Here is a 26222-nt window from a genome sequence, read left to right on the forward strand (position 1 = left end):
AGTAGGTCTATTGAATGAGATTCAGCCGAAGGGTTACATTCTTGCCATCAGTTTTATATAACAGGCAAAAGTTATTAATATAAAGGATACATACTGAGTAAGGGAGCAGCCAAGATGGAAGACAACGATCAGGAGTTTTTGCGAGCCCTTCATGAGGAGAAGATAAGAACTCAGAATGAGCGCGCAAAGCTGATCACTATGAAGCTGGCTTTTATCACCGTTTTATTTGGAGTAAGCTCTGTGGATCTTCAAATTGAGATCGCGAGGATCTTCTGGCTCATCTACTTCGTCCCTTTAGTGGCGATAAGCTATGACCTTTACATCATGTCCGCCGATTCCAGGATCAAACGCATAGGGGTATTCCTGGGAAGGAATCCCATCTCACTGGCAGGAGCGGCAGAGCAGGAATGGGAGCGCTTCTGCACATCCTATAGGGATGGCCTGGCTCCATCCGCCAATATGTTCTTCTCAGTGATTGTAACCCTGGGAGCAGCAGCTTTCATCCATTCTCAGCAGAGCTGGACTGAGAACTCCGCCAGGCTGTATTTTGCCGTCTGGCTGGTATTATCTCTTGCAGTCATCGCCGCCCTCTGGTTGCGGCATCAGACCCTTATAAAAAACATTGGTGATTATAAACCGAATAATGATAATAATACAAGAAATGTATAAGATTACGGAAAATAATATTCACGCCGCCATCGACTGATCATCGTCAAAGAAAAGCCTTAATTATGAGCTGTGATCAAGCAGCCAGAACGGATTTCCCAGATGATCAGTCCTGTCATGATGGAAGAGCGGGGATTGGTGGGTCTTATGCTGACACTTAAGGAGAGAGAGATCAAGAGAGTGGTCAAGGCGGGCTATGCCCGAATAGCCAAGCAAGCAACATCTGAATACGCCTCCCGGTGCTGCTTGGGAGAGGCTGATGCCCAGGAGGAGATGAGCAAGAGGATGGGCTATACAGATGAAGAGATCCAGGCAGCTCCGCCCGAGTCAAACCTGGGATTGGGTTGCGGCAACCCCGTCGCCCTGGCTTCGATTTCTGAAGGGGAGATAGTATTGGATATGGGGGCAGGGGCGGGATTTGACTGCTTCTTGGCATCCAACAGGGTGGGAGCATCGGGCAAGGTGATCGGAGTTGACATCACCTCAGAGATGGTGGAAAAGGCGAGGGTCAACTGCCGGAATGGTGGATACACAAACATAGACTTCCGGCAAGGAGATCTGGAGAACATGCCGGTGGCAGATGAGTATGTGGATGTGGTCATATCAAACTGTGTGATCAACCTCATCCCCAATAAGAGACTGGCCTTCAGAGAGGCTTTCCGGGTAATGAAGCCCGGTGGAAGGCTGGCAGTATCTGATGTTGTTCTGCTCAAGGAGCTGCCCCAGTTCGTCAAAAACTGCACTGAAGCCTATATAAGCTGCCTGTCCGGGGCCATAATGAAGGAGGATTACATCGATATCATCAAGGGCGTGGGCTTCAAAGATGTCAGGTTGGTGGCGGAATCCAGGTTTCCGGTTGAATCATTGATCTTCGAGAGCTCTGGATGCTCAGCCTGCGGGGATCCGGAGATCACCCCAGAGCAGGAGAAGGAGATCAGAGATTCTGTTTTGAGCATAAAGGTGACTGCAGTCAAGCCCTGAGAGGAGCATTCCATTGCTCTTCCATCGCTCTCTCATTGCTTTTTCGTTGCTCTTTCATTGCTCTTCCATTGCTCTCTCATTGCTCTCCCATTGCCCTCCCATTGCTCTCCCATTGCCCTCCCATTGCTCTCCCATTGCCCTCCCATTGCTCTCCCATTGCTCTCCCATTGCTCTTCTCCAGCCCCTTCTCTTGCTCGACCATATCAAAGTTCACGAAATACCTCCTGATAGCACTGGAATGCCCTTTCACTGAAGCAGACGGCGAATACACTCATTCTCTCATCCCCTTCTCTCTCAGTCAGATGGTCGATCATCACACGGAGGGCGATATGGCAGGCCCGTTCTAAGGGAAAACCGTAAGCTCCCGTGCTTATCGCCGGGAAGGCAATGCTCCTGATCTTGTTTTTCTCTGCCAGGGCAAAGCAGCTCTGATAACACCTGCAGAGAAGCTGATCCTCTCCGTGCTCCCCCCCTCTCCAGATCGGCCCCACAGTATGAATGACAGATCTAGCAGGAAGCCGGTACCCACCGGTTATGCGGGCCTCTCCCACTGGACAGCCCCCGATCCGGCGGCATTCCTCCAGGAGCCCTGCTCCTGCCGCCCTGTGGATGGCGCCATCAACCCCACCCCCACCCAAAAGAGAGCTGTTAGCAGCATTGACAATGGCATCGACCTCCAATGTGGTGATGTCAGCCATCACAATCTCAATTGTTCCAGATCCGAGATGATTTTTTCCTGCTCCAGAATGAATTATTTTTGATCTATTATACATACAGATCTCCGCAATTATTTTCTTCAATCGGATGATGATGATGAAGCTTTCCCATGGCAAATGGGGCATGGAAATACAGATATTGTACATATTTGCTGATCAAGGCTCCATTACTCTGTTCGGGCTCCAAGGGATGCTCAAATGGACCAATACCAAAAGCTTTTTTTAGTTAAGGTACAATATAATATCAGGTGAAATTCGATCGCCCCTAAAGACCCCATAAAAAATTTGCATATACCCTCCCTTCGCACTGCAGCCAAGATATCAATACTAGTGGTACTGCTCCAGATCCTCATCCTTATATGGATTAAGGATAGCTCGCTTTCTCTTCTCATCGATGACGCCCTATTGATATCAAGCGCAGCAGTCTCTGCTCTGCTCCTGTTTTATGCAGCACAAAAAACGGATGGAAGATTCAAAAAAGCCTGGATGCTCCTCGCCATTGCTATGATCTTTCAGACCTTTGGAGAGCTGTCATGGGCTATAATAGAGCTTGTATTCGATAATGATCCATTGGAATCTATCGCGAATATTGGCTACCTTCCCTTCTATCCTCTCTTTTCTGCAGGCATCCTGCTATTGCCAGATGCAGTCGCTTCAACCCGGGAGCGGCACAGAATCCTCCTGGATACAGCCATCGTGGTGGTCTCTGCCGCCCTGGTATTCTGGGTCTTCATCATCGCACCAGTCCTGTCATCGCTCTCTACAGGTAATACAAAATTATTAATAATAGCATTCTATCCGATAATGGATCTGGTTGTATTCTCAGCCTCCATCCATCTGCTATTAAGAAAGCTCAACTCTCCCGGACGCTTTCCGATCTTCTTTCTTGCCATTGGTACAGCAGTATTTCTGATCACAGATGTGCTCTGGGCCATTGAAGTGCAAAAATCAATATATATCTCTGGAGGCTTCAAAGATGTCGCCTGGATCTCAAGCTACCTATTATTCGGACTGGCAGGCCTCCTGCAAGCAAGCGAGAACCCATCCGACTCTCTGAAGTTCCTGAGCAATTCAAGAATTGGCAGATCATCCATCATGCCCTATCTGCCCCACCTGGGGATTGGAGGAGCATTCTCCCTTCTCATGTGGAGTTATGAGTATCCGCAAACGATCAGCCAATCCATAATAGCGGCCTGCATAGGATTGGTCATAGCTTTGATGCTCGTGCGCCAGAAGATAAACCTTGATGAGAGGAGCCAATTGCTGACAACGACTCTGATGGAGATTGAGGAGCGCAAGAGAGCAGAGGTCTCCTTGCGCAATTCCGAGCAGGAGAAAGCGGCAATTCTCAGTGGACTGAAGAATGTCACAGTGGCATATCTCGATCCATCAATGCACCTGCTCTGGATCAATAATTCCCTGCAGGATCTGCTGGGCGTCGACGGAAATGGGTGCAGGAAGCTCCACTGCTATGAGCTCCTCTACGGCCGCAGTGAGCCCTGCTCAGGCTGCAGTGCAGCAGGATCTTTGAAGGTGGGCCAGTCCCAGGAGGGAGATATGGTCACTCCAGACGGTAGGGCATGGATCTCCCGGAGCAACCCTCTCCGGGATGCAGACGGCAATATAACCGGATTGGTTCATGTGGCCCTGGACATCAGCGCCCGGAAGAGTGCGGAGAGGGCACTGCAGGAGTCTGAACGCCGCCTGGCGGAGATCATCGACTTCCTGCCCGATCCAACATTTGTCATTAACAAAGAGGGAAAAGTGACCGCCTGGAACCGGGCTATGGAGAATATGACCGGAGTTGGAGCAGATCAGATTTTGGGCAAAGGAGACTATGAATATGCCATTCCCTTCTACGGGAAACGCAGACCGATCTTGATAGATATGATAAAGGGCATCTTTCCGGATGGCGATCCTGCAGCCGATTCATCAGTGAATGAAGCCATCTGCCTGGATTATGAGAAGAGCTACGATATCTTGAAGAAAGAGGACAACTACCTGGTGGGAGAGTCCTATGTGCCCGCACTGAACGGCGGAGAGACATATCTTCAGGGAAGTGCATCTGCCCTTTACGACTCAAATGGCCACTACTGGGGTGCGATAGAGTCCATCCGTGACATCACAGATAGAAAGCATGTGGAAGAGGAGCTGCAAAGATCCAAGGAAGAAGCCGAATCGGCTACAAAGGCCAAGTCAGAATTCCTGGCCAATATGAGCCATGAGATCCGCACGCCTATGAATGCTGTCATAGGCCTGGCCGACCTGCTCATGGATGAGAAAGAGGAGAATCTGACTGCCGGACAGAGGGAATGCCTGGATATCATCCGCAGCAGCGGTGATACCCTCCTCTCCATAATCAATAATATCCTGGATCTGACGAAGATCGAGGCCAACATGGCTGAGCTTGACCGCAGGCCGTTTGATCTGAATGAATGTATCCAGTCTTCTTTGAATCTGGTGATAACCAGCGCCAATGATAAGGGATTAAAGACCTCCTATACCATCGAGGAGGGCGTCCCTCAGGTGATCCTGGGCGATCCCACAAGGATCAGCCAGATCTTAATCAATCTGCTCAACAATGCAGTAAAATTCACCGATCAAGGGGAGGTCACACTCTCCGTCTCCAGCAATCGACTGAAAGATGGAAGACTTGAGCTTCATTTTGCAGTTAAAGATACCGGAATCGGAATACCGGCAGATAAGATGTCACGTCTGTTCCAGTCTTTCAGCCAGATCGATGCCACGACGGCACGGAGATATGGGGGGACAGGACTGGGCCTCGCCATCAGCAAGAAGCTCACAGAGATGATGGATGGAAGAATGTGGGCTATAAGCAAGGTCGGAGAAGGCTCAACCTTTCATTTCACAATTCAGGTGGATCCAGTCATCGGGGATGACGGGGATGCTCTCGAATCATCCCATCTTGGATTGGCTAAATTACATCCCGGCTCAGCCCGAGATAGGCTGATCTCAGATCGGAGACAGATCGATAATGAATTAAATATCCTGCTGGCAGAGGATAATGCAATCAATCAAATAGTGACCAAGAAGATGCTCAATAAGCTGGGCTATCAGGCGGATGTGGCGGCCAGCGGCATTGAGGCCATTCAGGCACTGGAGCGAAAGAGATACGATATAATATTCATGGATGTTCAGATGCCGGAGATGGATGGACTGGAGGCAGCAAGGGAGATACGCCGCCGCTGGCCGGAGAATGGCCCCCGGATAATAGCAGTAACCGCCTCCGCTCTGAAAGGAGATCAGGAGCTGTGTCTGGAAGCGGGGATGGATGGCTATATCGCCAAACCCACCCGGATCGAGGCGATAAGAGAGGCTCTGGCCAGCTGCCGCAAAGAAGAGATCTTAAGCTGAGTGTATCAGACTGCTCCTGCGGTTTTCCCTATCTATGAAGAAAGGTTGAAATAGAGCCTGAACCAAATATCACCGGGATAGAGGCAGGGATGATTTTTGATCAGATACCGAGTATGTTTTATGTGCCTGATTCTGCTCTCGACATTGCCAGCAGCATCAGGAGACGATTATGCAATGGTGATCTCCGGCGGCGATAGCTACAACGAATACTGTCAGGACTGCTATGCTAACATCATTTGCACTGACCATCAGATCATCGAGGGGATCAATCTGGGAGTGTCCAGTGGACTGTTCAATGTGGGGGTGGGAAATGAGGGGCTTAGCGCTGCTATTGCATGTGCGGCTTCTCCCCGGCAGGAGAGCAGTGGCGCCTATGTTTTTGAAGGGTTTGCACTGAATGGCCTGCCCGGAAATGGCATAATGATCGCCGATACCCGGGCTCCAATAATCCTGAAAAATGTCAGTGTGGACAGTCGGGGAGGCAAGTTGCTATCATCCCAGCCTGTGGGCATAGGCATGGTAAATGCTAAAAATGTGATAATCGAGAACTGCATAGCCCTCAGCGGCTCGATGTTTCGCATCTCCAGGTCCAATAACATTCAGATCAAGAATGATACTGCGAAGAACATCTTCTTGGAGGGCATCTCTGATAGCATTGTTGATAACTGCACTGCCGATTGCATCATGATCAAGGGCGCAATCTCACCACTCTACTCTGAGAGGCCGAGGGTATTGGCCAATGCGACGGTGAATCATGGCCCTTTGAGGATGGCAGAGAGCATCATTGAGATCTCGAGGAATTGCACCATCAAGAACTGCAACCAGGTAAAGGAGATCGATCTATTTAATGCCGAGGACTGCGCCATCGAGGGCTGCACAATGAAGGATGTGGGTCTGTGGGTGCTCAATTCCCAGAATGCCACTGTTTGCAATGCAACAGTGGTCAACGGCACTCTATGCGTTGACTGGTCAAAGGAGATCATCTTTAAGAATCTGTCCCTGATCAATTCGGAGATATCAATGGCCGGATCGGTCCTGGAGGACTTCTCCATTGTGTTTGAGGGCTGCCAGAAGGATGGGATGCCCATTCTCTATTATGAGGATCAAAAGCAGCTTGAGCTAAAAAACCTCACAGCAGGACAGATCTGGCTCAGAGGGTGTCCAGAAGCTCATATCGACGGCTGTGTGTTTGAAGAGGCCTATGTGATCGATTCCGATGGCACAGTTATAGAGAACTCGAAGATAAGTGGAGAAGGGATAAATCTCATGTTCTCCAAGGACTGCCTCCTCTCCAATAACATCCTTTCCAGTGGGGAAGATGACAGACAACAGCACCTAGGGAGATAGAATCAAACTGAGTAGCGCCAAGCCTCAGGCAGATCAGTGATGATCGGGCTCGCATCAACTGGAGGAATCTGTATTCCGGATGGCGATGGTTTGATCTGCCTGGGCTTGACACTTGGGCCGAGTACGAGTGGCACACACCCAATCGCGCAAACATCCCCTCAGGGATTCCCACAGAATCTCACTGTGTGGCCTCATCCCGGTTTCGGCATCATCTTGATCAGGTGTCGCCTCATGCCCCGAATGTGTATTAGCGCGAGATCCCAGGCAGATTGCTGTACCAGTTAAGGGACGCAATTTTTTTGATCCTGCCCTGTTATCCCACAGGCGCGCAGCCGAATGCAACTGCCACGACGGCATGCATCTTCTGCAGCATGGGCCATCGAGCTGCTCCTGAGAGCGGCACGAATTCGTTTGCTCGCAGGAAGAGGCGAATTAATGGCCAGATTCTGCAGATCGCTCTCGGATGCGTTTCAGCCCACAGTACACCCACCATGCCCTCGCATGAGGCGACATTCTATATGCATAATCATTATAGATATTTGTAGTTTTCGGTGGGACTGGCTTTGCATGCAAAGTCCCTAAAATGAGGGACTTTCTTTGCAGACGCGAGACTTTATTTGCGGGCCATTCCAGTAGGTAGGAGACTTCCTAAAGGCGTGTTTACCGAATATTGTATTATAAATTAGGTTTTTTGATTATTTCACCTGCATTTGGTGAAGATTCAATCTATTCACTCGAGACTTATTTCACTAGGCAAACAAGCCATGCGCGCCAGAGGGATGGCCAGATGGCTTGCGGGTTAACAGACGCTGAACTATTTCTTCTCAATGTTATGAGCATTGGGCGCAACTTCAATGATAAAGCAAGCTACAATAAAAGGGGGCTGTCGCACCCTCCAGCAGGATTTTTTCTAGAGAGCCCATGAGAAGCTGACCGCCCAGTAATTTTACCACATCTTTTTGCCCCATCTCCTTAATTCAATAATAATACCAGATGCTCCTGTAATCCTCCGGATCTTCACCTCTCTTGATCAGCCTCTGAAGGTATCGATGTATGGAGACATCAGTGTAGACAAAAGGCGAGACCTGAGCTATGTTCTTCTCCCAGGGAAGGAAGGAGTACACCCTTCTGCCCTCAGAGGTGATAGCGATGAGCTCATGGTTCTGCCAGGCCCGGAGGTGGTCCTTACCCAGGCCGGGGACATTGAACACCGGCTCATCGGTGCGAAATATCCCGGGAAGCAGCCTTGCCTCCTCTTTACGCTCCTGCAGGATACGAGCTATGGGAACGGCATAGTCCTCGATCTCCGTCTTGCCCTTCATATTAAAGGTATAATAGGGATCCACTCCAATCTGCTTCAGGATGATTCTCAGGGATGCCGTCTCAAACTTCCGGCTGTTGGCAAAGGTGAAGACCTGCTGGTTGTAGATCTCAACTCCCGTTCTCTTCACCATTCCTGTTGCCGCCAGAGTCTCCGGTGTTATCTCATAGGGATGCATGAAGTGAGTTACCAGGCAGAGGTTTCTCCTTCCCAGCTCCTGATAATAGCCCAGGATCTCGCACAGCTCCTCAGTGATCCTCTGACGGACTGTGGCCGGCATCCTGCTGGCCACTCTTATGTTCTTCAGATGCGGAATCTGGGCCAGCCTGGACAGGATCCTATCGATCAAGGAGTCGCTCATAACCAAGGGGTCTCCGCCTGTGAGAAGAATGTCCATCATCTCTTCATGCTCTAAAAACCAATCCAGTGCCGCCTCAATCTTCTCCATAGGAGCCTGGGCCGAGACCATGAGGGGGGAGGTGATCTCCCAGTTGCGCTGGCAGTAGACGCAGATCTGAGGACATGATTCATAGGGTTTGACAATGGCCACCCGGGGATAGCGCCGGGTCACGAGATCTATAGGAGAGGTGTCCCTCTCCCTCATGAAGTCGAAGGCCCACATCTTGTCCTTTCTGTGGGCTATCATATTCTCCACATAGCTGAGCGGGGGGAAGACCTGCCTGCGCACGGCATAATCCATGTCACAGGGCTCTTTATCCATAAGATGGAGATAATAAGGGGTAACGCCAAAGGGCACATTGTTATCTATGGCCAGCCTTATAGAACTCTCATGCTCTTCGTCTAGCTCAATCACCTGGCGGATTATATTTAATCCATTATCATCTTTAAAAATATGGCGAAATTGCCAATGCCAATCATGCCAATCATCCTCAGAGGAGTTGAGGATATCGAGAATCCTCCTCTTATTCTCCTCTCGCTTTTCAATGATCCCCGGGTCAAGCCCGGATTTATATCTTGACAGATATCTATCCATTCGCCTTCCCATCTGGTCCAGGTAGTCAGAGCGCATAATTCCCGCTTTCCGGCCCTCGAATTCATCAAAATTTGGGATATCTATTCCCTCCATCAGCCGGGAGGGATACACGTCCGCCTTTAATTTCAGGGCCTTGAAGAGATGGATGAACTCATCGACGAAGTCATCAGCCACATCAGCATCGCCATTGACTGCCGCCACCCACAATTTTTCCAGGGAAGAGGTGCCGGTGATGCGTTCATTTTTTGGTGATATTATATTTTTTAGCGTTCGTACGGCCTCTTTGAAAAGGGTATAATCCCATGCCTCAATCTCGCTCACATCACAGGCATAAGTCCATTCTCTGGCTTCGATGTATCGAGCTACTTTGTTGCGTGCGCTCTCTAATGATTTGCTCTCTTTGAGCAGCACATATAGCCCTGGTGCTGCGTCCCAGCATGTATCCCATCTATCAGTCATATCTTATGCTATCCATATCACATTTTACTTTAATTTTTCCCAAGAAAAAGGATCTTTGATAAAAAATTATCCTTGATAAGAGGAATATAAAGTTAGATCAAAGAGAAATCGATCAACTTATAATAAAATTTTTTGTGTTTTATGCGATTGGCCCATTATTTATATAAAGACCGAAAAAGTATTTCATAGGGTCTGCAATCCAATTCCATATGAAGCTATGCTTATTCCCTCTGCAATATCAATCTCTTCAGGCATCCCTCTGTCTCATCCTGTCTCTCCAGAATCATCCGTATCTCTGTCTCATCCTATATCATCCAGCACCATCCTATGATGGCCTACTCCGACCAGGTCTCCGGCAGGAACATCAATACCACAGGAAGGATCTCCAGCCGGCCGATGTACATACAAAATACAGCCAAGATCTTTCCTCCATCGGATACGGCATTAAAATCCATTGCCACCACCCCGAAGCCCGGACCGATTATCCCCAGGGAGCATGCTGCAGCAGAGATAGCGGAGAGGGCGCCAAACTGGGGATTTGATGATTCAGTGATGGAAAAGATCAAAGTGGCAAGGATGAATATCATTATGTACAACTGCACGAATAAAACCACAGCCCTTACGGTATTCTCCCTGACCACCTTATCCGCCATCTTTATGGTGATGACCGCCTTGGGATGAAGGCTTCTGATCAGCTCGGCATGAACATATTTTAGCACTATTATCACCCGCCCTACCTTCATGCCCCCACCAGTGGACCCTGTGCAGCCGCCAATGGTCATCAACAGCAGCAGGACCAGCTTGGCCGCCAAAGACCAGGCATCATACTCGAAGTTGTTCACAAAGCCGGTGGTGGTCATGGTAGAGATCACCTGAAAGACAGATGAGCGCAGGGCATTGGTGATGCCACCTGGTATTTGCCCAAAGAGTATTAGTATTATAATAGCTATAAACATAATAAAAATATAGCCTCTGAACTCTGCATCTTTTAAAAGATAATTTAAATTTTTCTTCAGCACAATCTGATGATATATTATAAAATTGGTTCCTCCAAGCAAGAGAAAGATGCAGATTATGGCCTCCACCAGAATGCTATTGTATTCTGCAATGCTGTAGGCTCTCGGGGAAAAGCCGGCAGTGGAAATGCTTGAAAATGATGTGCAGAGGGAGTCGAAGAGGGGCAGGCCCGCGGCCACCAGCAGCAGAGCCTCCAGCCCCGCCAGCCCCAGGTAAATCCCCCAGAAGGCCTTCGCTGCACTCTTCACCCTGGGGGTCAAGGCCTCCTTCATCAGCCCCAGGCCCTCAACTGAGTAAAGCTCCCTTCCCGCCACGCCCAGGTTGGGAAGGATGGCGATGAACAGGAGGATTATTCCCAGGCCGCCCAGAAACTGGGAGAACGATCTCCAGAATAGCAGGCCGAAATAGCTTCCCTTAATGGTTAGCAGATCGATAAAATCCAGGCTGATGCCGAATCCAAGCTCGATTATCCCCGCTGGAGACCAGTGGATGAGCTGATGTGTGGCCCTCTCCACCAGTGCATAGGCCAGGCTGCTGCGTACCACCTCCTGGCTCAGTATCCAGTAATATTGCGAATCGTAATGGCTGAGAATGGTAGCTCCAGTAGTGGTGAAGCCGGACATAGATTCAAAGAATGCATCCACTGGCCCCAATCCCAGAAGAAGGTAGGGGAGAGCGCCGATCAGCCCGGCCATGAGCCAGCCGAAGGAGACGGCTGCAAATGCATCCTTCCGCCCCATATCGGATCTCTCCCCGAAATGCTTCAGGATCAGGCCGGCGATAATTGCCAGAAGAGAGCTGATGCCGAAGGCCACCACACCCAAGGGCTCCTTGTAGATGGCGGAGACGATCCCTGGTATGAGCATGATTGTGCCCAGAAGCACAGCCAGCAAGCCCAGGATCCTGAGGATGATCCTTATCTTCATTATGTCCGGGAGTCTGGTCAGGGAGTTAATAAGAATTGCCGGTAAAAAAGTAATAAATTCAATTCGATTAAGCTCTTCTCAGAGTTATCAAGGCTGCTGACAGAAGTCCAAGAACAGCAAAGGCCGCTCCAAATCCGGGCACCTTTTCTGCAGCCTCTTCTGCCTTCTCAGCAGCCTCATCTGCCTTGGCAGCTGCCTGGCTGACCTCTTCTGCCTTCTGTTCGACCTTCTCTGTCGCCTGGGTTATGTTCTCAGCCTCAGTGGTGTTGGCGGTCAGGTTCTCCACTTCGGCAGCGGAAGCCATCAGATCTGCTGATGCATTCTCTGCATGCTGTGCCGCTTCTTCTACCTGTTTAGCAGACTCTTCCACCTGCTCTGCCGCCTCAGGGACTTTGCTGGTCTCTTGCGCGCTTGCAGTTGTGACTGCAACCAGCAGCATCAAGGCCGCTGCCAAGATCACTACTACATTCTTCATGCTCATTCCTCAGGATTATGCGCGAGAGGTGGAGAATGGTTGTATATATATCTGCTGAATGAAAAATTCAAGATAAAAGAAAGAAAAGGAGTTCTATAAAGGCGATATGCTCAGAGAAATCCTGCCATAGAGGAGGGCAGAAGCGACATCAGTGCAGCAGGGGATGGTCCCAGCAGGAGCAGCTGCCGGATATGTGATCCTGGCCCCCCATAACATATCCGCCCGGCGGGTGGCATCCCTCAGAGCAGTTATTCGGAGAGAGCAGACCTACTTCATCGCTTCTGCATACACTTGCGAGAACTCCTCACATTGATCTATGATTCTGGATGTAGCCTCCTTCAGAATGAGGACGGGGTCATCCCCTTTGGTGATGAGCCGGAAGATGGGGTTGTCCATTACCGGAAACCTGGTGTCGTAAGTTGCCAGGAGCACCCTCTCGTCCTTCAACAGCTCAGTTCGGAGCAGGTTGAGAATGGTATGGCCTTCCCTCAGAAACTCGATGACGGCCTCATTCTCGGTCTTGGAAATTATCTTCAGATTCATCTACACAACCCCCAGCCCATAGGCAGAGCTCATCTTTCTTGTCTCGTTATTGCCGCAGTTGGGGCAGACAAGCTTTCCATCCTTTTTCATCAGGCCGGTGAGACAGCGGTTGCAATAAGCCTTTATCACTCCCAGATCCTCATCCCCTGTCGATAGCCTCATCTGCCGTCCATCGACGATCTTCGCCTTGAGGATATCGCGCATAGAGAAGAGAGAGCGCAGGTCCTTGACATAGGAGTTTCTCACATTGGATATGTGAATAGTGGCCTCCTCATCTGAGATCGGCCTGTCCTCATGCCCCTTCTTGAAGGCCAGGGAGACTATCACCAGGCTATCTTTGAGATCGATCACCTCACCCACCACTATATCGCCCTGGCTGAGCTTGACTGGGGGGTTGGTCTTGGGTATGATGCTGGCAGACCTGGTCTTGGGGTCAACCCTGACCAAGCCGGCTGTATTTGCAAAGATCATTCCTTCCCTGGCATAGGTATAGTCTCCGGGAATGAACTCCTCCAATGACCCCACCATATCTCCAGGAAGCACAAAGCAACCGTCCATCATTTATTCCTCTGTAAATTCGCTGTACTCATCGCTAACATCTCTCATCTAGAAATTACTAGTATCTAAAGCCTGGCATGAAGACACAACTCCATCCGGATCTTGAGTACTGATCCAAAAGGGCATATGAGATTGCTGCCGTCCCAATGGCAGCAGGCGCTATAGCTCTTAATCGCCGCAGTCGCTGCAATCACCACAGTCGCTGCAATCACCACAGTCGCTGCAATCGCCGCAGGTTATTCTGTACAGCTCAACCTCAATCATCTTCAGATCATGGCTGTGAAACTCAAAGCACCTCTTCAAAGGAAAGGGGATGCAATAGACCTCCTGCACCAGGTTAGGATATATATATTTTTTAATGAAATGGGAGCTTCCCCGGTTGTGAAGAGAGTAAATCCTCTTGGCAATCCTCTGGGCACAGGAGAGGAAAGCGCGATCTCCTTCACTTGTCTTCTGAGCACCAAAAGGGGGGTTCATGACCACTGTATCTATGCCCTTCAGCTCCAGGCTTTTGACATCGGCCCAGATAAAATCCACATCCACGCCCAGTTTATCTGCGTTCTTCCTGGCCGTGGCCAGAGCATCCCGATCTATCTCCACCCCCACTGCCTGCGCACCCATGAGCGCCGCGCCTATAGCAAGAACGCCAGTCCCGCTCCCCAGATCGCAGACCCTGCCCAGATCATTATGCATTGCAGCCAGGAAGAGAAGCTCGGCTGCCACAGAGGCAGGGGTTGAGTACTGCTCTCGGGCAAATGAGGGTTTAGAGAAGCCCTCCAGCCGCTCTAGCATCATCTCCAACTGCTTTCTCTTCATCCTATCAGTGCAGATATAGCTGACCCTTCTATATCAAATATAGCACCGCTTCGATGGCCATGAGCAGAATCACCACCACTGCCATGACCTTGATCAGGAGTACTGCAGTCTTTGAACTGAACAGGCAGACCCTGTTTTTTGCCTCTTTATCCTTCTCCCCCTCCCCCTCCAAGAGGGGCTCGCGAGGCCCAGGACCGGGATGTTCAAGCTCGTTCTCCCATCTCTCCTTCTCTCCCGCTCCATCGCCATTGAGATGAAGCGCCTCCAGAAGTCCACCATCCGCCCCTTCCTCAATCCTCTCCATACCGTCGCTGGGCTTCTCCAGGCGGTCGAAGGGGCCAGGCCCATAGAATTGCGATCGCCTCCAGGTATTAAAACCGATGGGATTGCCCTTCCTGCAAATGGCACTGCCCCTGGCAGGAACCAGCCAGTTCTCAGTGGGATATACGATCTCGGATAGATAGAACTCAGAGGGCTCAACTGTGCCATCGGCTAAAATCAGTTCCTGTGCCTGCGCCCTATCCTCTGAGATCTCCAGATCGGGCAGCATTTCATAATCCCTTTCCGGATCGGAGGTGATCTCCTCATCCGTTTCGCATCCTTCTCCACTCTCCCCGTATCCTTCTCCACTCTCCCCGTATCCTTCTCCATCCTCTTCGACGATATCGATCTGTATCCTCTTTTCACTGGGAATCAGATTCAAAGATTCATCCCAGACCAGGATCTCCCTGGTATCATCGATCTGCTCTAGCAGGCTGTTGATCATCGCACTGCCTATGAGCAGCAATGCATCCCTCTCCGGGCCAAAGCATATCCGGTTGTGGCCACCATCCTCGCCAGCTGGTGCAGAGATATCATTCCTGCTCCTCTGTCCCTCCAGAATTGCTGCCGCCTCGATCAGCCTGCGAGCATCCCTCTCCCTGGAGTCCCTTTTTAAAGCAGAGGAATGAGCGGGGAGATGAGAAGAAGGATGGGCAGAGAGATGCTCTCCAGCATGGCGCAGCTGTGCAACTGCGATACTGAGGCCCTCGGCGGGGTACTCTGCTGCATTCTTGACCTTCATGCTGGCCAAAAAGCCCTCCAGAGCAAGGGTCATACTGCTGCTTACATCTGAGGCCTCGCAAACCCTGGCTCCTGCCAGAAGATGCTCGATTGCTCTGCAGACCGACCTGGACAGCCGCCAGGGTTCATCTCCCATCAGACCGATCGATCTTGCCTCTCTGATCCCGGTGATGCTCCTCTCCAGCCCTTTGATCCGGGAGCTCTCCGGCTCATCTGCATTCTCTGCTGCCAGATCCAGCGATGCCAGAGCCTTATCTGCGAGGTCTACTGCCTCCTCATCAGAGATGTAGCCTGATAACCTGGCAAGGTGAGACCTGCATTCAGCAATTTTTGCATTTCTCTCCACACCCCCCTCTATTCCGGGAAGGGTGGACTGAAGCTCCAAGAAGCAGCCTGAAGCCAGGCTGAAGTTCCTTGATGCTTCTTGCCTTTGCAGCCGGCCTGAGCCCAGTCCCAGGTCCTCATTATCCTCTGCCTCCAGCAGGCTGCCTTCTGCCAGGGTGCTGTAGGTCGCAGCCAGGGCGGAGAGGGCATTCGCCCTGCCGGGCAGTGAACGCTGGCCGATCAGGGGTATGGCATCCTCCAGGCATTCGCGAGCCTTTGAAGCATCCCCCCTCTCCAGATGCATCCGTCCCATATTGGAGAGGACAATCCCCTTGCTTGGGGTATGACCTTGCTCCTCGAATAAAGCGAGGCTCTGCTGATAGCAGCTCAAGGCACCATCCCAGTCATATCTCTCACTGGCAATCCTCCCCATCCGATCCAGTATCCAGGCGGCGCTCTTCTTATCCCCCAGCCCTTGGAAGTCCTCCAGGCTCCTCTCGAAGTATCGGGCTGCTAGATCTCTCTCACCCATATCGGCATAGATCCGCCCCAGGCTTCCAGTCATCTGAGCAATGCCGAGATCGTCCCCCTTCTCCTCGAAGGTCTTCAGGCTGCGATAGCAGTATTCTATGGCCCGATCCCAATCTTTGTTCTGTCTATAGGCAGATCCCAGGTTTCCCAGGACATGAGCTAGGCCTATGAGATCCCCGGACTTCTCAAAGCAGCAGGCGGATTTCTTATAATAGAAGACGGCTCTGGCCAGATCGCCCTGACGGGCATAGGCCTGGCCAAGGTTGTTCTGAAGCACCGGCCTGAGAACGGAATCGTGGCAGAGAGAAAGGGCTTTGTTGTAGTTGTTTATGGCCAGAGCATACATGCCCGCCCCGCGGCAGATATCCCCCATCCGCTTGATCTCATAGACATCCACAAGGCAGCCCGAAAGCTGGCGACAGACATCCTCATCGATCTGGCCATGCTTCGCACCTTCCAGCAATTTGGCTATCAGCTCCGGGCAACTTCCTTCAATGGCCCTGCTGCTGATTTCTTGCAGGCCATCCCCCCCCCGGGAAAACGATGAATAGATCTCCTGGAGAACGACTAATTGGTCCATAGATTATAAGATAACTTATATCTTTATATAGTTTTTGAATAGATCAAATCTTGAAATTTCTATTGAACAGTTTGCACTTGTCGATTAAACTGGGATGCCAGGTTGAACCCCATTCTTTATAACAGTCATCTAATTTGAATTATTGATATAGTAATAATAATCGATCTCGATCAGGAATGATGAGCCTCAAGGACGATTCACTGAAGAAATCCTTTTGGAGAAGCCTTTTATATCTTGATCCAGGAGAAAATTTGGAGATCAGCCAGAATGGAGTTTACAGCGCAGGAAAGGTATGAATTTAAGCGTCTTCTTGACAACATCCGGAGCAAGAAGGGCAGGGGAACGGAGCTCATTTCCCTGTATATTCCTCCTGACAAGCAGATATCCGATGTCACCAGCCAGTTGCGGGAGGAGTATGGACAGGCAGCCAACATCAAGTCAAGGGTAACAAGGCTCAGCGTCCAGGGATCCCTGGAGTCGGCCATGTCCAGGCTCAAGCTCATCCCAAAACCTCCAGAGAATGGCGTCGTCCTGTTCATCGGCAGCGTGGACATAGGTGCCAATCGCACAGAGCTCTTCAGCACCGCTCTGGAGCCGCCCGACCCCCTGATCACATACCGATATCACTGCGACTCCTCCTTTTATCTTGAGCCGTTGGAGGAGATGCTGGCCGACAAGAGGACCTTTGGCCTGATCGTCCTGGACAGGCGGGAGGCGGCAATCGGCCTGTTGAAAGGGAAGTACATCGAGCCCATCAAGACACTGACCTCCACCGTTCCGGGCAAGCAGAGAAAGGGCGGCCAGTCCAGCCATAGGTTCCAGCAGCTCCGTCTGATCGCCATTCATGATTTCTATAAGAGAATAGGCGAGTCGGCCAATGACGCATTTCTGCCCATCGATCCCAAGAACCTGGAGGGAATCCTTATCGGCGGCCCATCACCCACCAAAGAGGAATTTGTGGAGGGCAGTTTTCTGCACCATGAGCTGCAGCGAAAGATCCTGGCGGTCTTGGATGTCTCTTACACCGATGAGTCAGGGCTGTATGAGCTGGTTGATTCCGCTCAAGAGCAGCTTGCCGGCCTGGAGGTAACCCAGGATAAAGAGATCATGCGCCGTTTCATGAGAGAGCTGGTTTCAGATAAGGGTCTGGCAGCATACGGAGAGAGGGAGGTTCGCCACAACCTTGAGCTTGGAGCAGTGGATACCCTTCTCCTGTCTGAGGATCTGAGGAAGACCAGGGCCAAGATCGTCTGCACCAACCGCAGTTGCGATTTTTCCGAGAGCCGGACAAGGAGCAGCTCATCTGAGCCTCTGGGCAACTGCCTGAAGTGCTCCAGCCCCCTGGCCATAGAGGAGGAGGAGGATATAGTCTCAGATCTATCCAAGCTGGCAGAGCTGAGCGGGGCGGAGGTCAAGATCATCTCCACAGAATTTGAGGAAGGGGCGCAACTGAATAAAGCATTTGGAGGCATAGCTGCTATTCTCAGATACAAGACCAGCCACATCTAGGGGCGATGAGAACGATCGAGGTCACAGTCTATTCAGCCGTCCAGCCTACTGAAAGGGTGGATAGGGTAGTCCTGGCGATCGAGAATATCTTCCCCGGACTGATAATGGATATTCGCACCGATCGCATCAATGCTTATAACGGCCCCCGATCACTGATCAGATTGCATCGTCTCCTTAGAAGCCAGAAAATTCTGGATGCTGCGCGATCGGTCCTGCAGGGAGGCATCAGAGGCAATGTCATCCAGTTTCAGCTCAGCAAGCAGGCGGCCTATATGGGGATGGTGAGCTTCCCGCCCCAAGAGGAGCCACTGGGTTCATTGCATATCCAGGTTCTGGCCACAGAGGGGGAGAGGATCATCGATTGGCTGGCTCCGGTCACTGAGAACGGGGTGGCAGTGGAGGAGATCGATCTATTCGAAGGGGGAATGGAGGAGGATGTTTAGTTTTTCATCCAGCAAGCTGGTGGACAGGCCCTTCGACTGGGCCTACCAACTGGAGGAGCTGGGATACAGTGGTTGGGAGATAGTGAACGAGGGGAGGCAGAGGCTGACGGCAGAGAACCTGCCCGAGGCTAAGAGGATTGTAGAGACCACAAATCTGGTCATCACCATCCATCTGCCCTACTCGGACCTGAATTTAGCCTCAGTCAACCAGCCCATATGGGAGGAGACAGTGAGGCAGATGAAGAGCTGTCTGGACCTGGCATGCGATTTTGCCCGCCTGGCGGTTGTCCACCCCGGCCACTTCTCCCCCCTGGGAATGCACATGCCGGATGCTGCTTGGCTGCAGAACATCAAGGGGATTCAGGAGATCTGCGATCATGCCTTGAATCTGGACATGATGATAGCTGTCGAGAACATGGTGAATATGCCTGCCATCTTGGGGAGACGCCCGGAGGAGATTGAGGGCATAATTGAGACTGTTGACAGGGATAACCTGGGATTCATCCTCGATATAGGGCATGCCAACACCAACGGGAATGTAGAGGAGTTCCTGAAGCTTCGGGATTTGATAATCCATGTTCATGCCCATGATAACTGCGGAGAGAGGGATGAGCACCTGCCAGTGGGCAATGGCACTGTGCCCTGGGAGAAGGTAGCAGCCAGCCTGAATGGCTATAGTGGTCGTATAGTCACTGAATCACGCTCTCTGGAAGAGGGGCAGAGATCTGTGAAGAGGCTTAAAAAGATGTTTAATAGATGAGGGGCATAAAGATGCCCGGACCGTCCATATTTGAGAGCATCTCAACTGAACTGCTCAGAGGCTTTGATGACAAAGACCGGGCTCGCGAGGAGGCACTGCTCCTCTCCCGGAAGGCGATCCGCCTGTGCTCCTCGTCCATCAGATCAGTACACAGAGGAGAGATCGAGGAGGCAGAAAGGCTCATCGATCAGGCTGGAGAAGAGCTGGAGAAGATCCGGACGCTCTTGGTTAACCACCAGGATGTGCGCTATGCCGGCTTTGTGGATGGGGCAGAGCAGGAGTATGCTGAGGCCCTTTCAGTCTATTCCATTATCACCAGACATGAGATCCTCAGCCCAGATGAGATAGCAGTGGAGAGGGTGAACTATCTGGCCGGACTGGGCGACACCACAGGAGAGCTTCGCCGTCATATTCTCGATCTCATACGCTCCGGCAGGGCAAAGGACGGAGAGTACTATCTGCAGGTCATGGAGGAGATCTACTATCTGCTGATGCTCTTTGACTATCCGGACGCCATAACCAGAGGTCTGCGAAGGAAGAGCGATCTTGCCCGGTCCATGCTGGAGAGAACACGAGGAGATCTCACCAATGCCCTGGAGATCTCCAGGATGGAATCATCACTGCTTAAAAATCAATGCTCGAAATAGAGGGCTCAAGGAGCTTAAATCAAGAGCTCATGATGTTCAATCATAAAATCAAGATCAAAGTGTCAAGATCACAAAGTCAAGATCACAAAGTCAAGGTCACAAAGTCAAGGTCACAAAGTCAAGGTCATGGAGTTGAGATAATGGAGTCAAGATCATGAAGTTTGATCCCAATCAGATCAAGGAGGCGGCCCGAGAGGATTTCGATAAGACCTGGCAGCAAGGAAAAGAGTACCTCGGCCGGCCGTCCTTAAATGAGAGGTATCCGCGAAATAGCTATTCCTTTGGCTCAGTTCATCCCATCTTCGATACCATTCAGAAGCTTCGAGAGGCTTACGTTCGCCTTGGCTTCAATGAGGCCATGAATCCGGTGATGGTCGATGCCCAGGATGTCTACCGCCAATTCGGCTCTGAGGCTTTGGCAGTGCTGGACAGATGCTTCTACCTCGCCGGACTCCCCCGGCCGGATATAGGCATATCAGACGAGAGGATCGCCCAGATAAATGCCCTTCTCAGCCGCGAGCTCACAGCAGAGGAGGTGGAGGCATTCCGGCAGATCCTCCACTCCTATAAGAAAGGCCAGGTAGAGGGGGACGACCTGGTGGGAGAGATCGCCAAAGCCCTTTCTGCTCCCGATGCCCTGATCGGCACCGTCCTGGAAAGGGTCTTTCCCGAGTTCAGGGGCCTGAAGGCCGAAGCCACCACCCGCACATTGAGAAGCCATATGACCAGCGGGTGGTTCCTCTCCCTCTCCGATCTGCACTATCGCCAGAAGCTGCCCATCAGACTGTTCTCTGTGGACAGATGCTTCCGCCGGGAGCAGGCCGAGGATGCCGCCCGGCTGATGAGCTACTACTCTGCGAGCTGCGTGATCATGGATGAGGATGTATCGGTTGAGGATGGAAAAGCAGTTGCCGATGGCCTTCTCAGCCAGTTTGGCTTCCAGAAGTTTCAGTTCCGGCCGGACGAGAAGAGGAGCAAATACTACATTCCCGGAACGCAGATCGAGGTCTATGCTTATCATCCGGGCCTGGTCGGCTCGGCCACCAAGTACAGCAGCGGCTGGGTGGAGGTGGCGACATTCGGCATCTATTCGCCCATTGCACTCTCTCAATATGATATTCCCTATCCAGTAATGAATCTGGGTTTGGGTGTGGAGCGGCTGGCCATGATACTGCATAATTCTCAGGATGTAAGAGCACTCTCTTATCCCCAGTTCCAGACCGGCTGGGAGCTCTCCCCCCGGGAGATGGCTCAGATGATCACTGTTGACAATACCCCCTGCACTCCAGAGGGGCAGGCAATAGCCGAGTCGGTGATCGGGGTATGCCTTGAGCAGGGGGATGCCGCCTCTCCCTGCGAGTTTCTCGCCTGGGAGGGAGAGCTCTTCGGCAGGCGTATTCAGGTCTCTGTGGTCGAGCCGGAGGAGAACACCAAGCTCTGCGGACCGGCATCCCTCAATGAGATCGTTGTCCACAAGAAGAACATCATGGGCATTCCCCGAACCCCCCGCTGGGAGGAGGCCTTCAATGAGGGGGTGAGCACAGGGATTCGGTTCATCGATTCCTTTGCTGCCCTGGCCGCCTATGAGGTTGAGGAGAGGGCAATGGCCGGAGAGGAGTCTGAGACCAGGGCGAGGATAGTGAGAAGCCCGGCTGATATCAACATCAAGATCCACCCCTCTCTGGAGAGATATATCACCAGCTACAAGCACAAGATGGACCTGCGCGGTCCGGTCTTCACCACAGTGAGAAGCAGACTGCTCTGATTATGGATGGAGATGGAGCAAGATGGGTCGAGATGGAGTGAGATGGGTCGAGATAGAGTGAGATGGATAGCGTGAGAAAAATTTGGATTAATCGCCACGAATCGAGAGGAGCATGAAGGACGCATCATCCAATGCCTCTGCCAAGAGGGCGGCAGGCGAGGCGGCAGCAGAGCTGGTCAGCAATAGAATGGTGGTGGGCCTGGGCACGGGCTCCACTGTCGCCTGGACGATAAAAAGGCTGGGGGAGAGGGTCAGGGAGGAGGGGCTGGACTTTTATGGCGTTCCCACCTCTTTTCAGGCAGAGGAGCTGGCCATCGAATCTAATATCAGCCTCACCAGCCTCAACCAGCATCCGGTTCTCGATCTGGCCATAGACGGAGCAGATCAGGTGAGCTGGGACCTGATGGCGATCAAGGGGGGAGGAGCAGCCCATACCCGGGAGAAGGTGGTATCCTGTTCGGCCCGAGCTTTCGTTATCGTTGCCGACCAGTCCAAGTTTGTGGAAAGGCTGAGCTGGCCGGTGCCGGTGGAGGTTCTGCCATTTGCCGCAAAGCTGGCTGGAAGGCTGCTCGAGGAGATGGGAGGAAGACCTGTGCTGCGCTTGGGGAGGATGAAGGACGGGCCGGTAATCACCGATAACGGGAACTTTGTTATGGATGTTGACTTCGGGATCATCGAGGACCCCCGGTCAATAGCTGCCAGAATCAGCCCCATTCCGGGAGTGGTCGAGCACGGCATATTCGATAATCTGGATGAGCTTTATCTCGCCCGGGAGGATGGGGTGGAGAGGATCAAGAGGAGATGATCCTCAAGGTCTGCCTGCAAAGCCCCTGGATCTCTCAGGGCTTCAATGAATAAATCCTCGATCTCCCCTTCTTTTTCACATCGATCTTGTCCTCCCGGCCCAGCCAGCCCAGTGCGCCGTGGACATCCTCTATTCTCAGGGCGGCAGAGCTGGCCAATCCCCCAGCTGACATCGGTCCGTTCAGGTTGAGCAGGTCCCAAATGATGCCGGCATTGATGCCGAATACCAGATCCACTGACTCTATCGTCTCCCCTCCCCCCCGGGCCGCGCCCTTAGGCCTGACCCTGGCCGCCCCTTCTCCGGCCATCTCCTTCTTCTTCCTCTTGGATCTTGGTTTCTTCACAGTATCATTGGCCATTTTTATATCCTCCAATATGTTTCCTCTTTTTAATACGACTTCTTTGAATTTAAGGTTTTTCTGAGCTAAAATCACATGTATATTCAGATTCCGGCCCAAAAGCAATAAATACAGAGCACTATCACCAAAGGGCTCGTAATGGTTCTGCATAAAGGATGCAAAAGATCAATGGCCGGCGGTTTTCTCTGGAGCTTTTTCCTCATCACTGCCGGGCTGCGCTTCATGTCAGGGAATCTCTTTGCAGATGCAATAGAGCCTGTGGAGCCCTCTCCCAGGGGTGCATTGCCAGCAGCACTGCCAGCAGGTCCAATATGGCTGGAATTTTTGCAGATCTCCATTGTTGATCTCTGCTGCAAGAGATAGTAATCTCTAAATATTCAAATAAAGAACGGAGAAAGAAAAAGTAGGAGGTCTAAATCATGCTTGATGGATTCAAAATTTCCTTAATGTTTTTGATCATATCTCTTCTGGCCGTCTCTCTTCTGGCCATCCCTCTTTCAGGCAATGCTCTGGCAGAGGATGATGGCAGCTTCGATCCAGAGCACTCTGTGGGCATGGATGATTCTGATTGGTGGACAGTCTATCCGCATAAAAATGTAAACTCAGGGTCTGCCGTCGAGCATCCGGACTGGGTCCTGAGGGCTCTGGAGGACAAGCCCCTGCTCATCCTGATCCATCAGAACAACTGCGTGCCATGCAAGACCCATGTCCCCAGGATCAATGAGGCAGTGCAGACCTACCGGGATGATATCCATTACTATGATGTGCTGGCGGAGGGAAGCGGATACCTGAAGGCTAAGGAGATCCTCGATGCCTATAACCCCACCGGGAAGCAGAATTTTGTCCCCACCACCATCTTTCTCACCCTGATCGAGACCGAGGATGGCCAGGTCGAGGTTGGCTGGCATAGCGAGATTGATATCATGAGCACTGCCCAGATCAATAGCTATATAGAAGACTCCATCTATTACTATGAGAAGAATGCAGCCGACTGGGAGCAGTGATCTGTCCGATGGCAGTGAGAGATGAGCTGAGCTCTCCGAAGCAGTCCAGAGGGAGGAGCAGGTGGAGCGGACCGGGCCCGGGATATGCCCGTTTTCTCATTCTGCTGCTTTCCCTCATCTCCCTGCTCTCGATTCTTGTCCTATCCGCCAATCCCGCGCTTGCGGAGAGGTTGCAGGCTCCTGATTTCAGCACTAGAAGCTGGGATGATAAGAGCTTCAATCTCACCGATCTGAAGGGCTCGCCGGCCGTCCTGCATATAACTAATATCGAGGATCCACTCTGCATCGAATGCGAAGAGTCCCTGCAGGGGCAGGTAAGGGAGCTGGCCGCCCTCAAGGCCATGCATCCTGCCGTTCAGATAGTCACATTGAACCTGAGGAAGAACCCCTACTCCATGAACGGTTGGGAGCTGGTCCAGGCCTGGTGGGAGATCAATATAACCTGGACCTGGATCGAGGACCTGGACCCCTATCCCATCGGCAGCAAATATCTGGACTACTGGATGGTGAGGGGAGGCTCCTCCAATCCCACCATTATCCTGATCGATGAAGAGGGCAGGATCGGCCCGATCTATCACGTCTACCGGGTGGGCGAGGGGATAGCAGATGGTGTACAGAAGGCGGAGAGCCTTTTTAAGGATCTGCAGGATTTACAGGATGCGCAGGATCTGAACCGGACTGCTCTGAAAGGAGTCGGGGCAGCCCCTCCCTCCGGTGGACAGGATGCTGGACAGAATGCTGGGCAGGATGTTGGAGAGGATGCTGGACAGGATGTTGGAGAGGGTGCCGGCTCGGCAGAAGGGAAGGGCATACTCTCCCCCCTCTGGGCGGGGATGGAGAGAGAGGTCTCAAGAAAGGATGCCACCGCCTTAGGCATGTTTCTTTTGGGCATCTTCACCTCTCTTGCCCCCTGCTCCATCGCCCTGATGATTGCCGTGTTCTCTTATGTCATGACTGTGCGGCGAAAGGAGGAGTACCTGCGGGCCAGTGCCTCCACCTCGAAGGAGGGGTTCATGATCGGAGTCGCCTTCACCATTGGCATGGCTGCAGTCTTCTTTGTGCTCGGCCTGTTCATATCTCAGGTGGGGGTCTTCTTCCGGGACTCCAGGATCTTCGACCTGCTCGCCGGAAGCATCATGGTGCTGCTTGGTGTGAGCAGCTTCAAGCCTCTGGGGGAGATCATCGAGCCGGTCACAATTCGTTTGCCCCTGGGCCGACTCTCTCTCTCTCGGGGCGATCCCTCCGGAGAGGGTTCAGACAAGCCTATGGAGGAGAGAAAGAGCCTGCTGCAGAGGGCTGTGGAGTTCTCCCTCAACCTCTTCCGCTATTCGGCATTCATCGGTGCCTTCACCCTGGGGATCTTCTTCGCCCTGGGTTGGGCTCCCTGTGCCCTCTCCATGGTGATGCCGGTCCTGATCTGGCTGGCGAGCCAAAGCGTCACCCCCCTGGTCGGCGGAACGATGCTCTTCTTCTTTGGCATCGGTCATGGAGTGCCCATCATCCCCATCACCACGTTCTCCAGAATGGTGGGTGGCAGGATCGGGGAGAAGTATGTATCTGTGGGAGAGTGGACCAGCAGGATCTTCGGGCTGCTGGTGATCCTGGTGGGCCTGGTCTATGCCGCCAGGTATTTTGGATACCTGTTATGGTGAGGTATATACAGTATTAGCGAATGAGGTCATCCCAAAGGTGAATGATGGATTGGAACAGCCTTTATGATGCCTAGGCGCAAAGGCACCAAGGATATGCAGAGCATTTAGTTCCAGATAAGAGAGCTTCGGCTCTTTCATTGGAGTGATCGACATGTTTCCTGGTTTAGGTGGTTTGGGAGGAAGGGGTGGCATGAGCCCCAAGAAGATGAAAGGCATGCTCAAGAACATGGGAATAAACATCGATGAACTGGAGGGCGTCACCGAGGTCATCATCCGCATGTCTGACAAGGAGATCGTTCTGAATAACGCTTCTGTTGCGATAATGGACGCTCACGGCCAGCGCAGCTATCAGATCTCAGGCGATGCCTCGGAGCGTCCTTTATCCGGAGCAGCGGAGGAGGAGGAGAAGGAGATTGAGATCCCAGAATCCGATGTGGATTTAGTGGTTGCCCAGACCGGCGCGAAGGAGGAGGAGGCAAGAGCTGCCCTTGTGGAGGCCAAGGGAGATCTGGCGGCGGCCATATTGCTCCTCGCTCCGAAGTGAGATATCCAGAGCCCTTCGACTGATCAGCAATCATCTGGCGACCT

Annotated in this window: 24 protein-coding genes; 14 read left to right on the plus strand and 10 right to left on the minus strand. The window is 52.0% G+C overall.

Annotated features, from left to right (window positions below):
• Nucleotides 1–114: 114 nt before the first annotated feature.
• Nucleotides 115–669 carry a hypothetical protein gene (locus IPI63_RS02195; protein WP_214066196.1) on the plus strand — a complete coding sequence of 185 codons (555 nt, stop codon included), beginning with the start codon at nt 115–117 and terminating at the stop codon, nt 667–669.
• A 144-nt stretch (nt 670–813) separates the two neighbouring features.
• The gene (gene arsM / locus IPI63_RS02200; RefSeq protein WP_214066195.1) at nt 814–1647 is read left to right on the plus strand and encodes an arsenite methyltransferase; all 834 of its coding nucleotides are present in this window, start codon (nt 814–816) and stop codon (nt 1645–1647) included.
• Nucleotides 1648–1723: 76 nt separating this feature from the next.
• Here the strand turns inward: arsM and IPI63_RS02205 are convergent, their stop codons facing one another.
• Together IPI63_RS02205 and IPI63_RS02210 are read right to left on the minus strand one after the other, a co-directional pair.
• The gene (locus IPI63_RS02205; RefSeq protein WP_292476380.1) at nt 1724–1861 is read right to left on the minus strand and encodes a hypothetical protein; all 138 of its coding nucleotides are present in this window, start codon (nt 1859–1861) and stop codon (nt 1724–1726) included.
• Nucleotides 1851–2420 (minus strand): O-acetyl-ADP-ribose deacetylase, encoded by a 570-nt coding sequence (locus IPI63_RS02210; RefSeq protein ID WP_292478181.1) that lies wholly within the window; start codon nt 2418–2420, stop codon nt 1851–1853. The genes IPI63_RS02205 and IPI63_RS02210 overlap by 11 nt, the downstream gene beginning before the upstream one ends.
• A 429-nt stretch (nt 2421–2849) precedes the next feature.
• Here IPI63_RS02210 and IPI63_RS02215 point away from each other — a divergent pair, with 429 nt between their 5' ends.
• Entirely contained in the window at nt 2850–5738 is a 2889-nt protein-coding gene (locus IPI63_RS02215; protein ID WP_292476381.1) for an ATP-binding protein, read from the plus strand.
• A 120-nt stretch (nt 5739–5858) separates the two neighbouring features.
• Nucleotides 5859–7085 carry a hypothetical protein gene (locus IPI63_RS02220; RefSeq protein WP_292476382.1) on the plus strand — a complete coding sequence of 409 codons (1227 nt, stop codon included), beginning with the start codon at nt 5859–5861 and terminating at the stop codon, nt 7083–7085.
• A 977-nt stretch (nt 7086–8062) separates the two neighbouring features.
• Here IPI63_RS02220 and IPI63_RS02225 read toward each other — a convergent pair.
• The 7 genes from IPI63_RS02225 to IPI63_RS02255 all read right to left on the minus strand — a co-directional run bounded on the left by IPI63_RS02225 (nt 8063) and on the right by IPI63_RS02255 (nt 16691).
• The gene (locus tag IPI63_RS02225) at nt 8063–9859 is read right to left on the minus strand and encodes a KamA family radical SAM protein (protein WP_292476383.1); all 1797 of its coding nucleotides are present in this window, start codon (nt 9857–9859) and stop codon (nt 8063–8065) included.
• 335 nt (nt 9860–10194) lie between these two features.
• A complete protein-coding gene (locus IPI63_RS02230) occupies nt 10195–11802 on the minus strand; it encodes a TrkH family potassium uptake protein (RefSeq protein WP_292476384.1) in 1608 nt (535 codons plus the stop codon).
• A 67-nt stretch (nt 11803–11869) separates the two neighbouring features.
• Nucleotides 11870–12277, minus strand: a complete 408-nt coding sequence (locus tag IPI63_RS02235; protein WP_292476385.1) for a PGF-CTERM sorting domain-containing protein — start codon at nt 12275–12277, stop codon at nt 11870–11872.
• A 267-nt stretch (nt 12278–12544) separates the two neighbouring features.
• Nucleotides 12545–12820 (minus strand): DNA-directed RNA polymerase subunit L, encoded by a 276-nt coding sequence (locus tag IPI63_RS02240; RefSeq protein ID WP_214064368.1) that lies wholly within the window; start codon nt 12818–12820, stop codon nt 12545–12547.
• Entirely contained in the window at nt 12821–13381 is a 561-nt protein-coding gene (locus tag IPI63_RS02245; RefSeq protein ID WP_214064367.1) for an exosome complex RNA-binding protein Csl4, read from the minus strand.
• Nucleotides 13382–13546: 165 nt separating this feature from the next.
• A complete protein-coding gene (locus IPI63_RS02250) occupies nt 13547–14194 on the minus strand; it encodes an METTL5 family protein (protein WP_292476387.1) in 648 nt (215 codons plus the stop codon).
• A 28-nt stretch (nt 14195–14222) separates the two neighbouring features.
• Complete coding sequence (locus IPI63_RS02255; RefSeq protein ID WP_292476388.1) at nt 14223–16691, minus strand: tetratricopeptide repeat protein; 2469 nt, start codon at nt 16689–16691, stop codon at nt 14223–14225.
• 267 nt (nt 16692–16958) lie between these two features.
• Here IPI63_RS02255 and prf1 point away from each other — a divergent pair, with 267 nt between their 5' ends.
• From prf1 to rpiA, 6 genes are all read left to right on the plus strand, one after another.
• Nucleotides 16959–18200, plus strand: coding sequence for a peptide chain release factor aRF-1 (gene prf1 / locus IPI63_RS02260; RefSeq protein ID WP_214064364.1), 1242 nt, complete (start codon nt 16959–16961; stop codon nt 18198–18200).
• A 5-nt stretch (nt 18201–18205) separates the two neighbouring features.
• On the plus strand, nt 18206–18643 hold the full coding sequence (locus IPI63_RS02265; RefSeq protein WP_214064363.1) for an RNA-binding domain-containing protein: 438 nt from the start codon (nt 18206–18208) through the stop codon (nt 18641–18643).
• Nucleotides 18636–19403 carry a sugar phosphate isomerase/epimerase family protein gene (locus tag IPI63_RS02270; protein ID WP_214064362.1) on the plus strand — a complete coding sequence of 256 codons (768 nt, stop codon included), beginning with the start codon at nt 18636–18638 and terminating at the stop codon, nt 19401–19403. Before IPI63_RS02265 ends, IPI63_RS02270 begins: the two co-directional genes overlap by 8 nt.
• The gene (locus tag IPI63_RS02275) at nt 19400–20050 is read left to right on the plus strand and encodes a translin family protein (RefSeq protein WP_292476390.1); all 651 of its coding nucleotides are present in this window, start codon (nt 19400–19402) and stop codon (nt 20048–20050) included. Before IPI63_RS02270 ends, IPI63_RS02275 begins: the two co-directional genes overlap by 4 nt.
• A 154-nt stretch (nt 20051–20204) precedes the next feature.
• Nucleotides 20205–21815 (plus strand): O-phosphoserine--tRNA ligase, encoded by a 1611-nt coding sequence (gene sepS / locus IPI63_RS02280; RefSeq protein WP_292476392.1) that lies wholly within the window; start codon nt 20205–20207, stop codon nt 21813–21815.
• A 112-nt stretch (nt 21816–21927) separates the two neighbouring features.
• A complete protein-coding gene (gene rpiA / locus IPI63_RS02285) occupies nt 21928–22620 on the plus strand; it encodes a ribose-5-phosphate isomerase RpiA (RefSeq protein ID WP_292476393.1) in 693 nt (230 codons plus the stop codon).
• A 34-nt stretch (nt 22621–22654) separates the two neighbouring features.
• Here the strand turns inward: rpiA and IPI63_RS02290 are convergent, their stop codons facing one another.
• The gene (locus IPI63_RS02290) at nt 22655–22978 is read right to left on the minus strand and encodes a winged helix-turn-helix domain-containing protein (RefSeq protein ID WP_292476395.1); all 324 of its coding nucleotides are present in this window, start codon (nt 22976–22978) and stop codon (nt 22655–22657) included.
• Between the two features lie 138 nt (nt 22979–23116).
• Here IPI63_RS02290 and IPI63_RS02295 point away from each other — a divergent pair, with 138 nt between their 5' ends.
• The 4 genes from IPI63_RS02295 to IPI63_RS02310 all read left to right on the plus strand — a co-directional run bounded on the left by IPI63_RS02295 (nt 23117) and on the right by IPI63_RS02310 (nt 26178).
• Nucleotides 23117–23341 (plus strand): hypothetical protein, encoded by a 225-nt coding sequence (locus IPI63_RS02295; protein ID WP_292476396.1) that lies wholly within the window; start codon nt 23117–23119, stop codon nt 23339–23341.
• An 83-nt stretch (nt 23342–23424) separates the two neighbouring features.
• On the plus strand, nt 23425–23982 hold the full coding sequence (locus tag IPI63_RS02300; protein ID WP_292476398.1) for a thioredoxin family protein: 558 nt from the start codon (nt 23425–23427) through the stop codon (nt 23980–23982).
• A gap of 8 nt (nt 23983–23990) precedes the next feature.
• The gene (locus IPI63_RS02305) at nt 23991–25634 is read left to right on the plus strand and encodes a cytochrome c biogenesis protein CcdA (RefSeq protein ID WP_292476400.1); all 1644 of its coding nucleotides are present in this window, start codon (nt 23991–23993) and stop codon (nt 25632–25634) included.
• Between the two features lie 190 nt (nt 25635–25824).
• A complete protein-coding gene (locus IPI63_RS02310) occupies nt 25825–26178 on the plus strand; it encodes a nascent polypeptide-associated complex protein (RefSeq protein ID WP_292476402.1) in 354 nt (117 codons plus the stop codon).
• Nucleotides 26179–26222 lie beyond the last annotated feature (44 nt).

Origin of the sequence: Methanothrix sp. (assembly GCF_016706325.1) — an archaeon.
Classification (GTDB): domain Archaea; phylum Halobacteriota; class Methanosarcinia; order Methanotrichales; family Methanotrichaceae; genus Methanothrix.

Bases quoted from the DNA above. Each gene is read 5' to 3' on its own strand.
- IPI63_RS02195 (WP_214066196.1), top strand. From the start codon at position 115: ATGGAAGACAACGATCAGGAGTTTTTGCGAGCCCTTCATGAGGAGAAG.
- arsM (WP_214066195.1), top strand. From the start codon at position 814: ATGCTGACACTTAAGGAGAGAGAGATCAAGAGAGTGGTCAAGGCGGGC.
- IPI63_RS02210 (WP_292478181.1), bottom strand. From the start codon at position 2,420: ATGTATAATAGATCAAAAATAATTCATTCTGGAGCAGGAAAAAATCAT.
- IPI63_RS02215 (WP_292476381.1), top strand. From the start codon at position 2,850: ATGCTCCTCGCCATTGCTATGATCTTTCAGACCTTTGGAGAGCTGTCA.
- IPI63_RS02220 (WP_292476382.1), top strand. From the start codon at position 5,859: ATGTGCCTGATTCTGCTCTCGACATTGCCAGCAGCATCAGGAGACGAT.
- IPI63_RS02225 (WP_292476383.1), bottom strand. From the start codon at position 9,859: ATGACTGATAGATGGGATACATGCTGGGACGCAGCACCAGGGCTATAT.
- IPI63_RS02230 (WP_292476384.1), bottom strand. From the start codon at position 11,802: ATGAAGATAAGGATCATCCTCAGGATCCTGGGCTTGCTGGCTGTGCTT.
- IPI63_RS02235 (WP_292476385.1), bottom strand. From the start codon at position 12,277: ATGAAGAATGTAGTAGTGATCTTGGCAGCGGCCTTGATGCTGCTGGTT.
- IPI63_RS02240 (WP_214064368.1), bottom strand. From the start codon at position 12,820: ATGAATCTGAAGATAATTTCCAAGACCGAGAATGAGGCCGTCATCGAG.
- IPI63_RS02245 (WP_214064367.1), bottom strand. From the start codon at position 13,381: ATGATGGACGGTTGCTTTGTGCTTCCTGGAGATATGGTGGGGTCATTG.
- IPI63_RS02250 (WP_292476387.1), bottom strand. From the start codon at position 14,194: ATGAAGAGAAAGCAGTTGGAGATGATGCTAGAGCGGCTGGAGGGCTTC.
- IPI63_RS02255 (WP_292476388.1), bottom strand. From the start codon at position 16,691: ATGGACCAATTAGTCGTTCTCCAGGAGATCTATTCATCGTTTTCCCGG.
- prf1 (WP_214064364.1), top strand. From the start codon at position 16,959: ATGGAGTTTACAGCGCAGGAAAGGTATGAATTTAAGCGTCTTCTTGAC.
- IPI63_RS02265 (WP_214064363.1), top strand. From the start codon at position 18,206: ATGAGAACGATCGAGGTCACAGTCTATTCAGCCGTCCAGCCTACTGAA.
- IPI63_RS02270 (WP_214064362.1), top strand. From the start codon at position 18,636: ATGTTTAGTTTTTCATCCAGCAAGCTGGTGGACAGGCCCTTCGACTGG.
- IPI63_RS02275 (WP_292476390.1), top strand. From the start codon at position 19,400: ATGAGGGGCATAAAGATGCCCGGACCGTCCATATTTGAGAGCATCTCA.
- sepS (WP_292476392.1), top strand. From the start codon at position 20,205: ATGAAGTTTGATCCCAATCAGATCAAGGAGGCGGCCCGAGAGGATTTC.
- rpiA (WP_292476393.1), top strand. From the start codon at position 21,928: ATGAAGGACGCATCATCCAATGCCTCTGCCAAGAGGGCGGCAGGCGAG.
- IPI63_RS02290 (WP_292476395.1), bottom strand. From the start codon at position 22,978: ATGGCCAATGATACTGTGAAGAAACCAAGATCCAAGAGGAAGAAGAAG.
- IPI63_RS02295 (WP_292476396.1), top strand. From the start codon at position 23,117: ATGGTTCTGCATAAAGGATGCAAAAGATCAATGGCCGGCGGTTTTCTC.
- IPI63_RS02300 (WP_292476398.1), top strand. From the start codon at position 23,425: ATGTTTTTGATCATATCTCTTCTGGCCGTCTCTCTTCTGGCCATCCCT.
- IPI63_RS02305 (WP_292476400.1), top strand. From the start codon at position 23,991: ATGGCAGTGAGAGATGAGCTGAGCTCTCCGAAGCAGTCCAGAGGGAGG.
- IPI63_RS02310 (WP_292476402.1), top strand. From the start codon at position 25,825: ATGAGCCCCAAGAAGATGAAAGGCATGCTCAAGAACATGGGAATAAAC.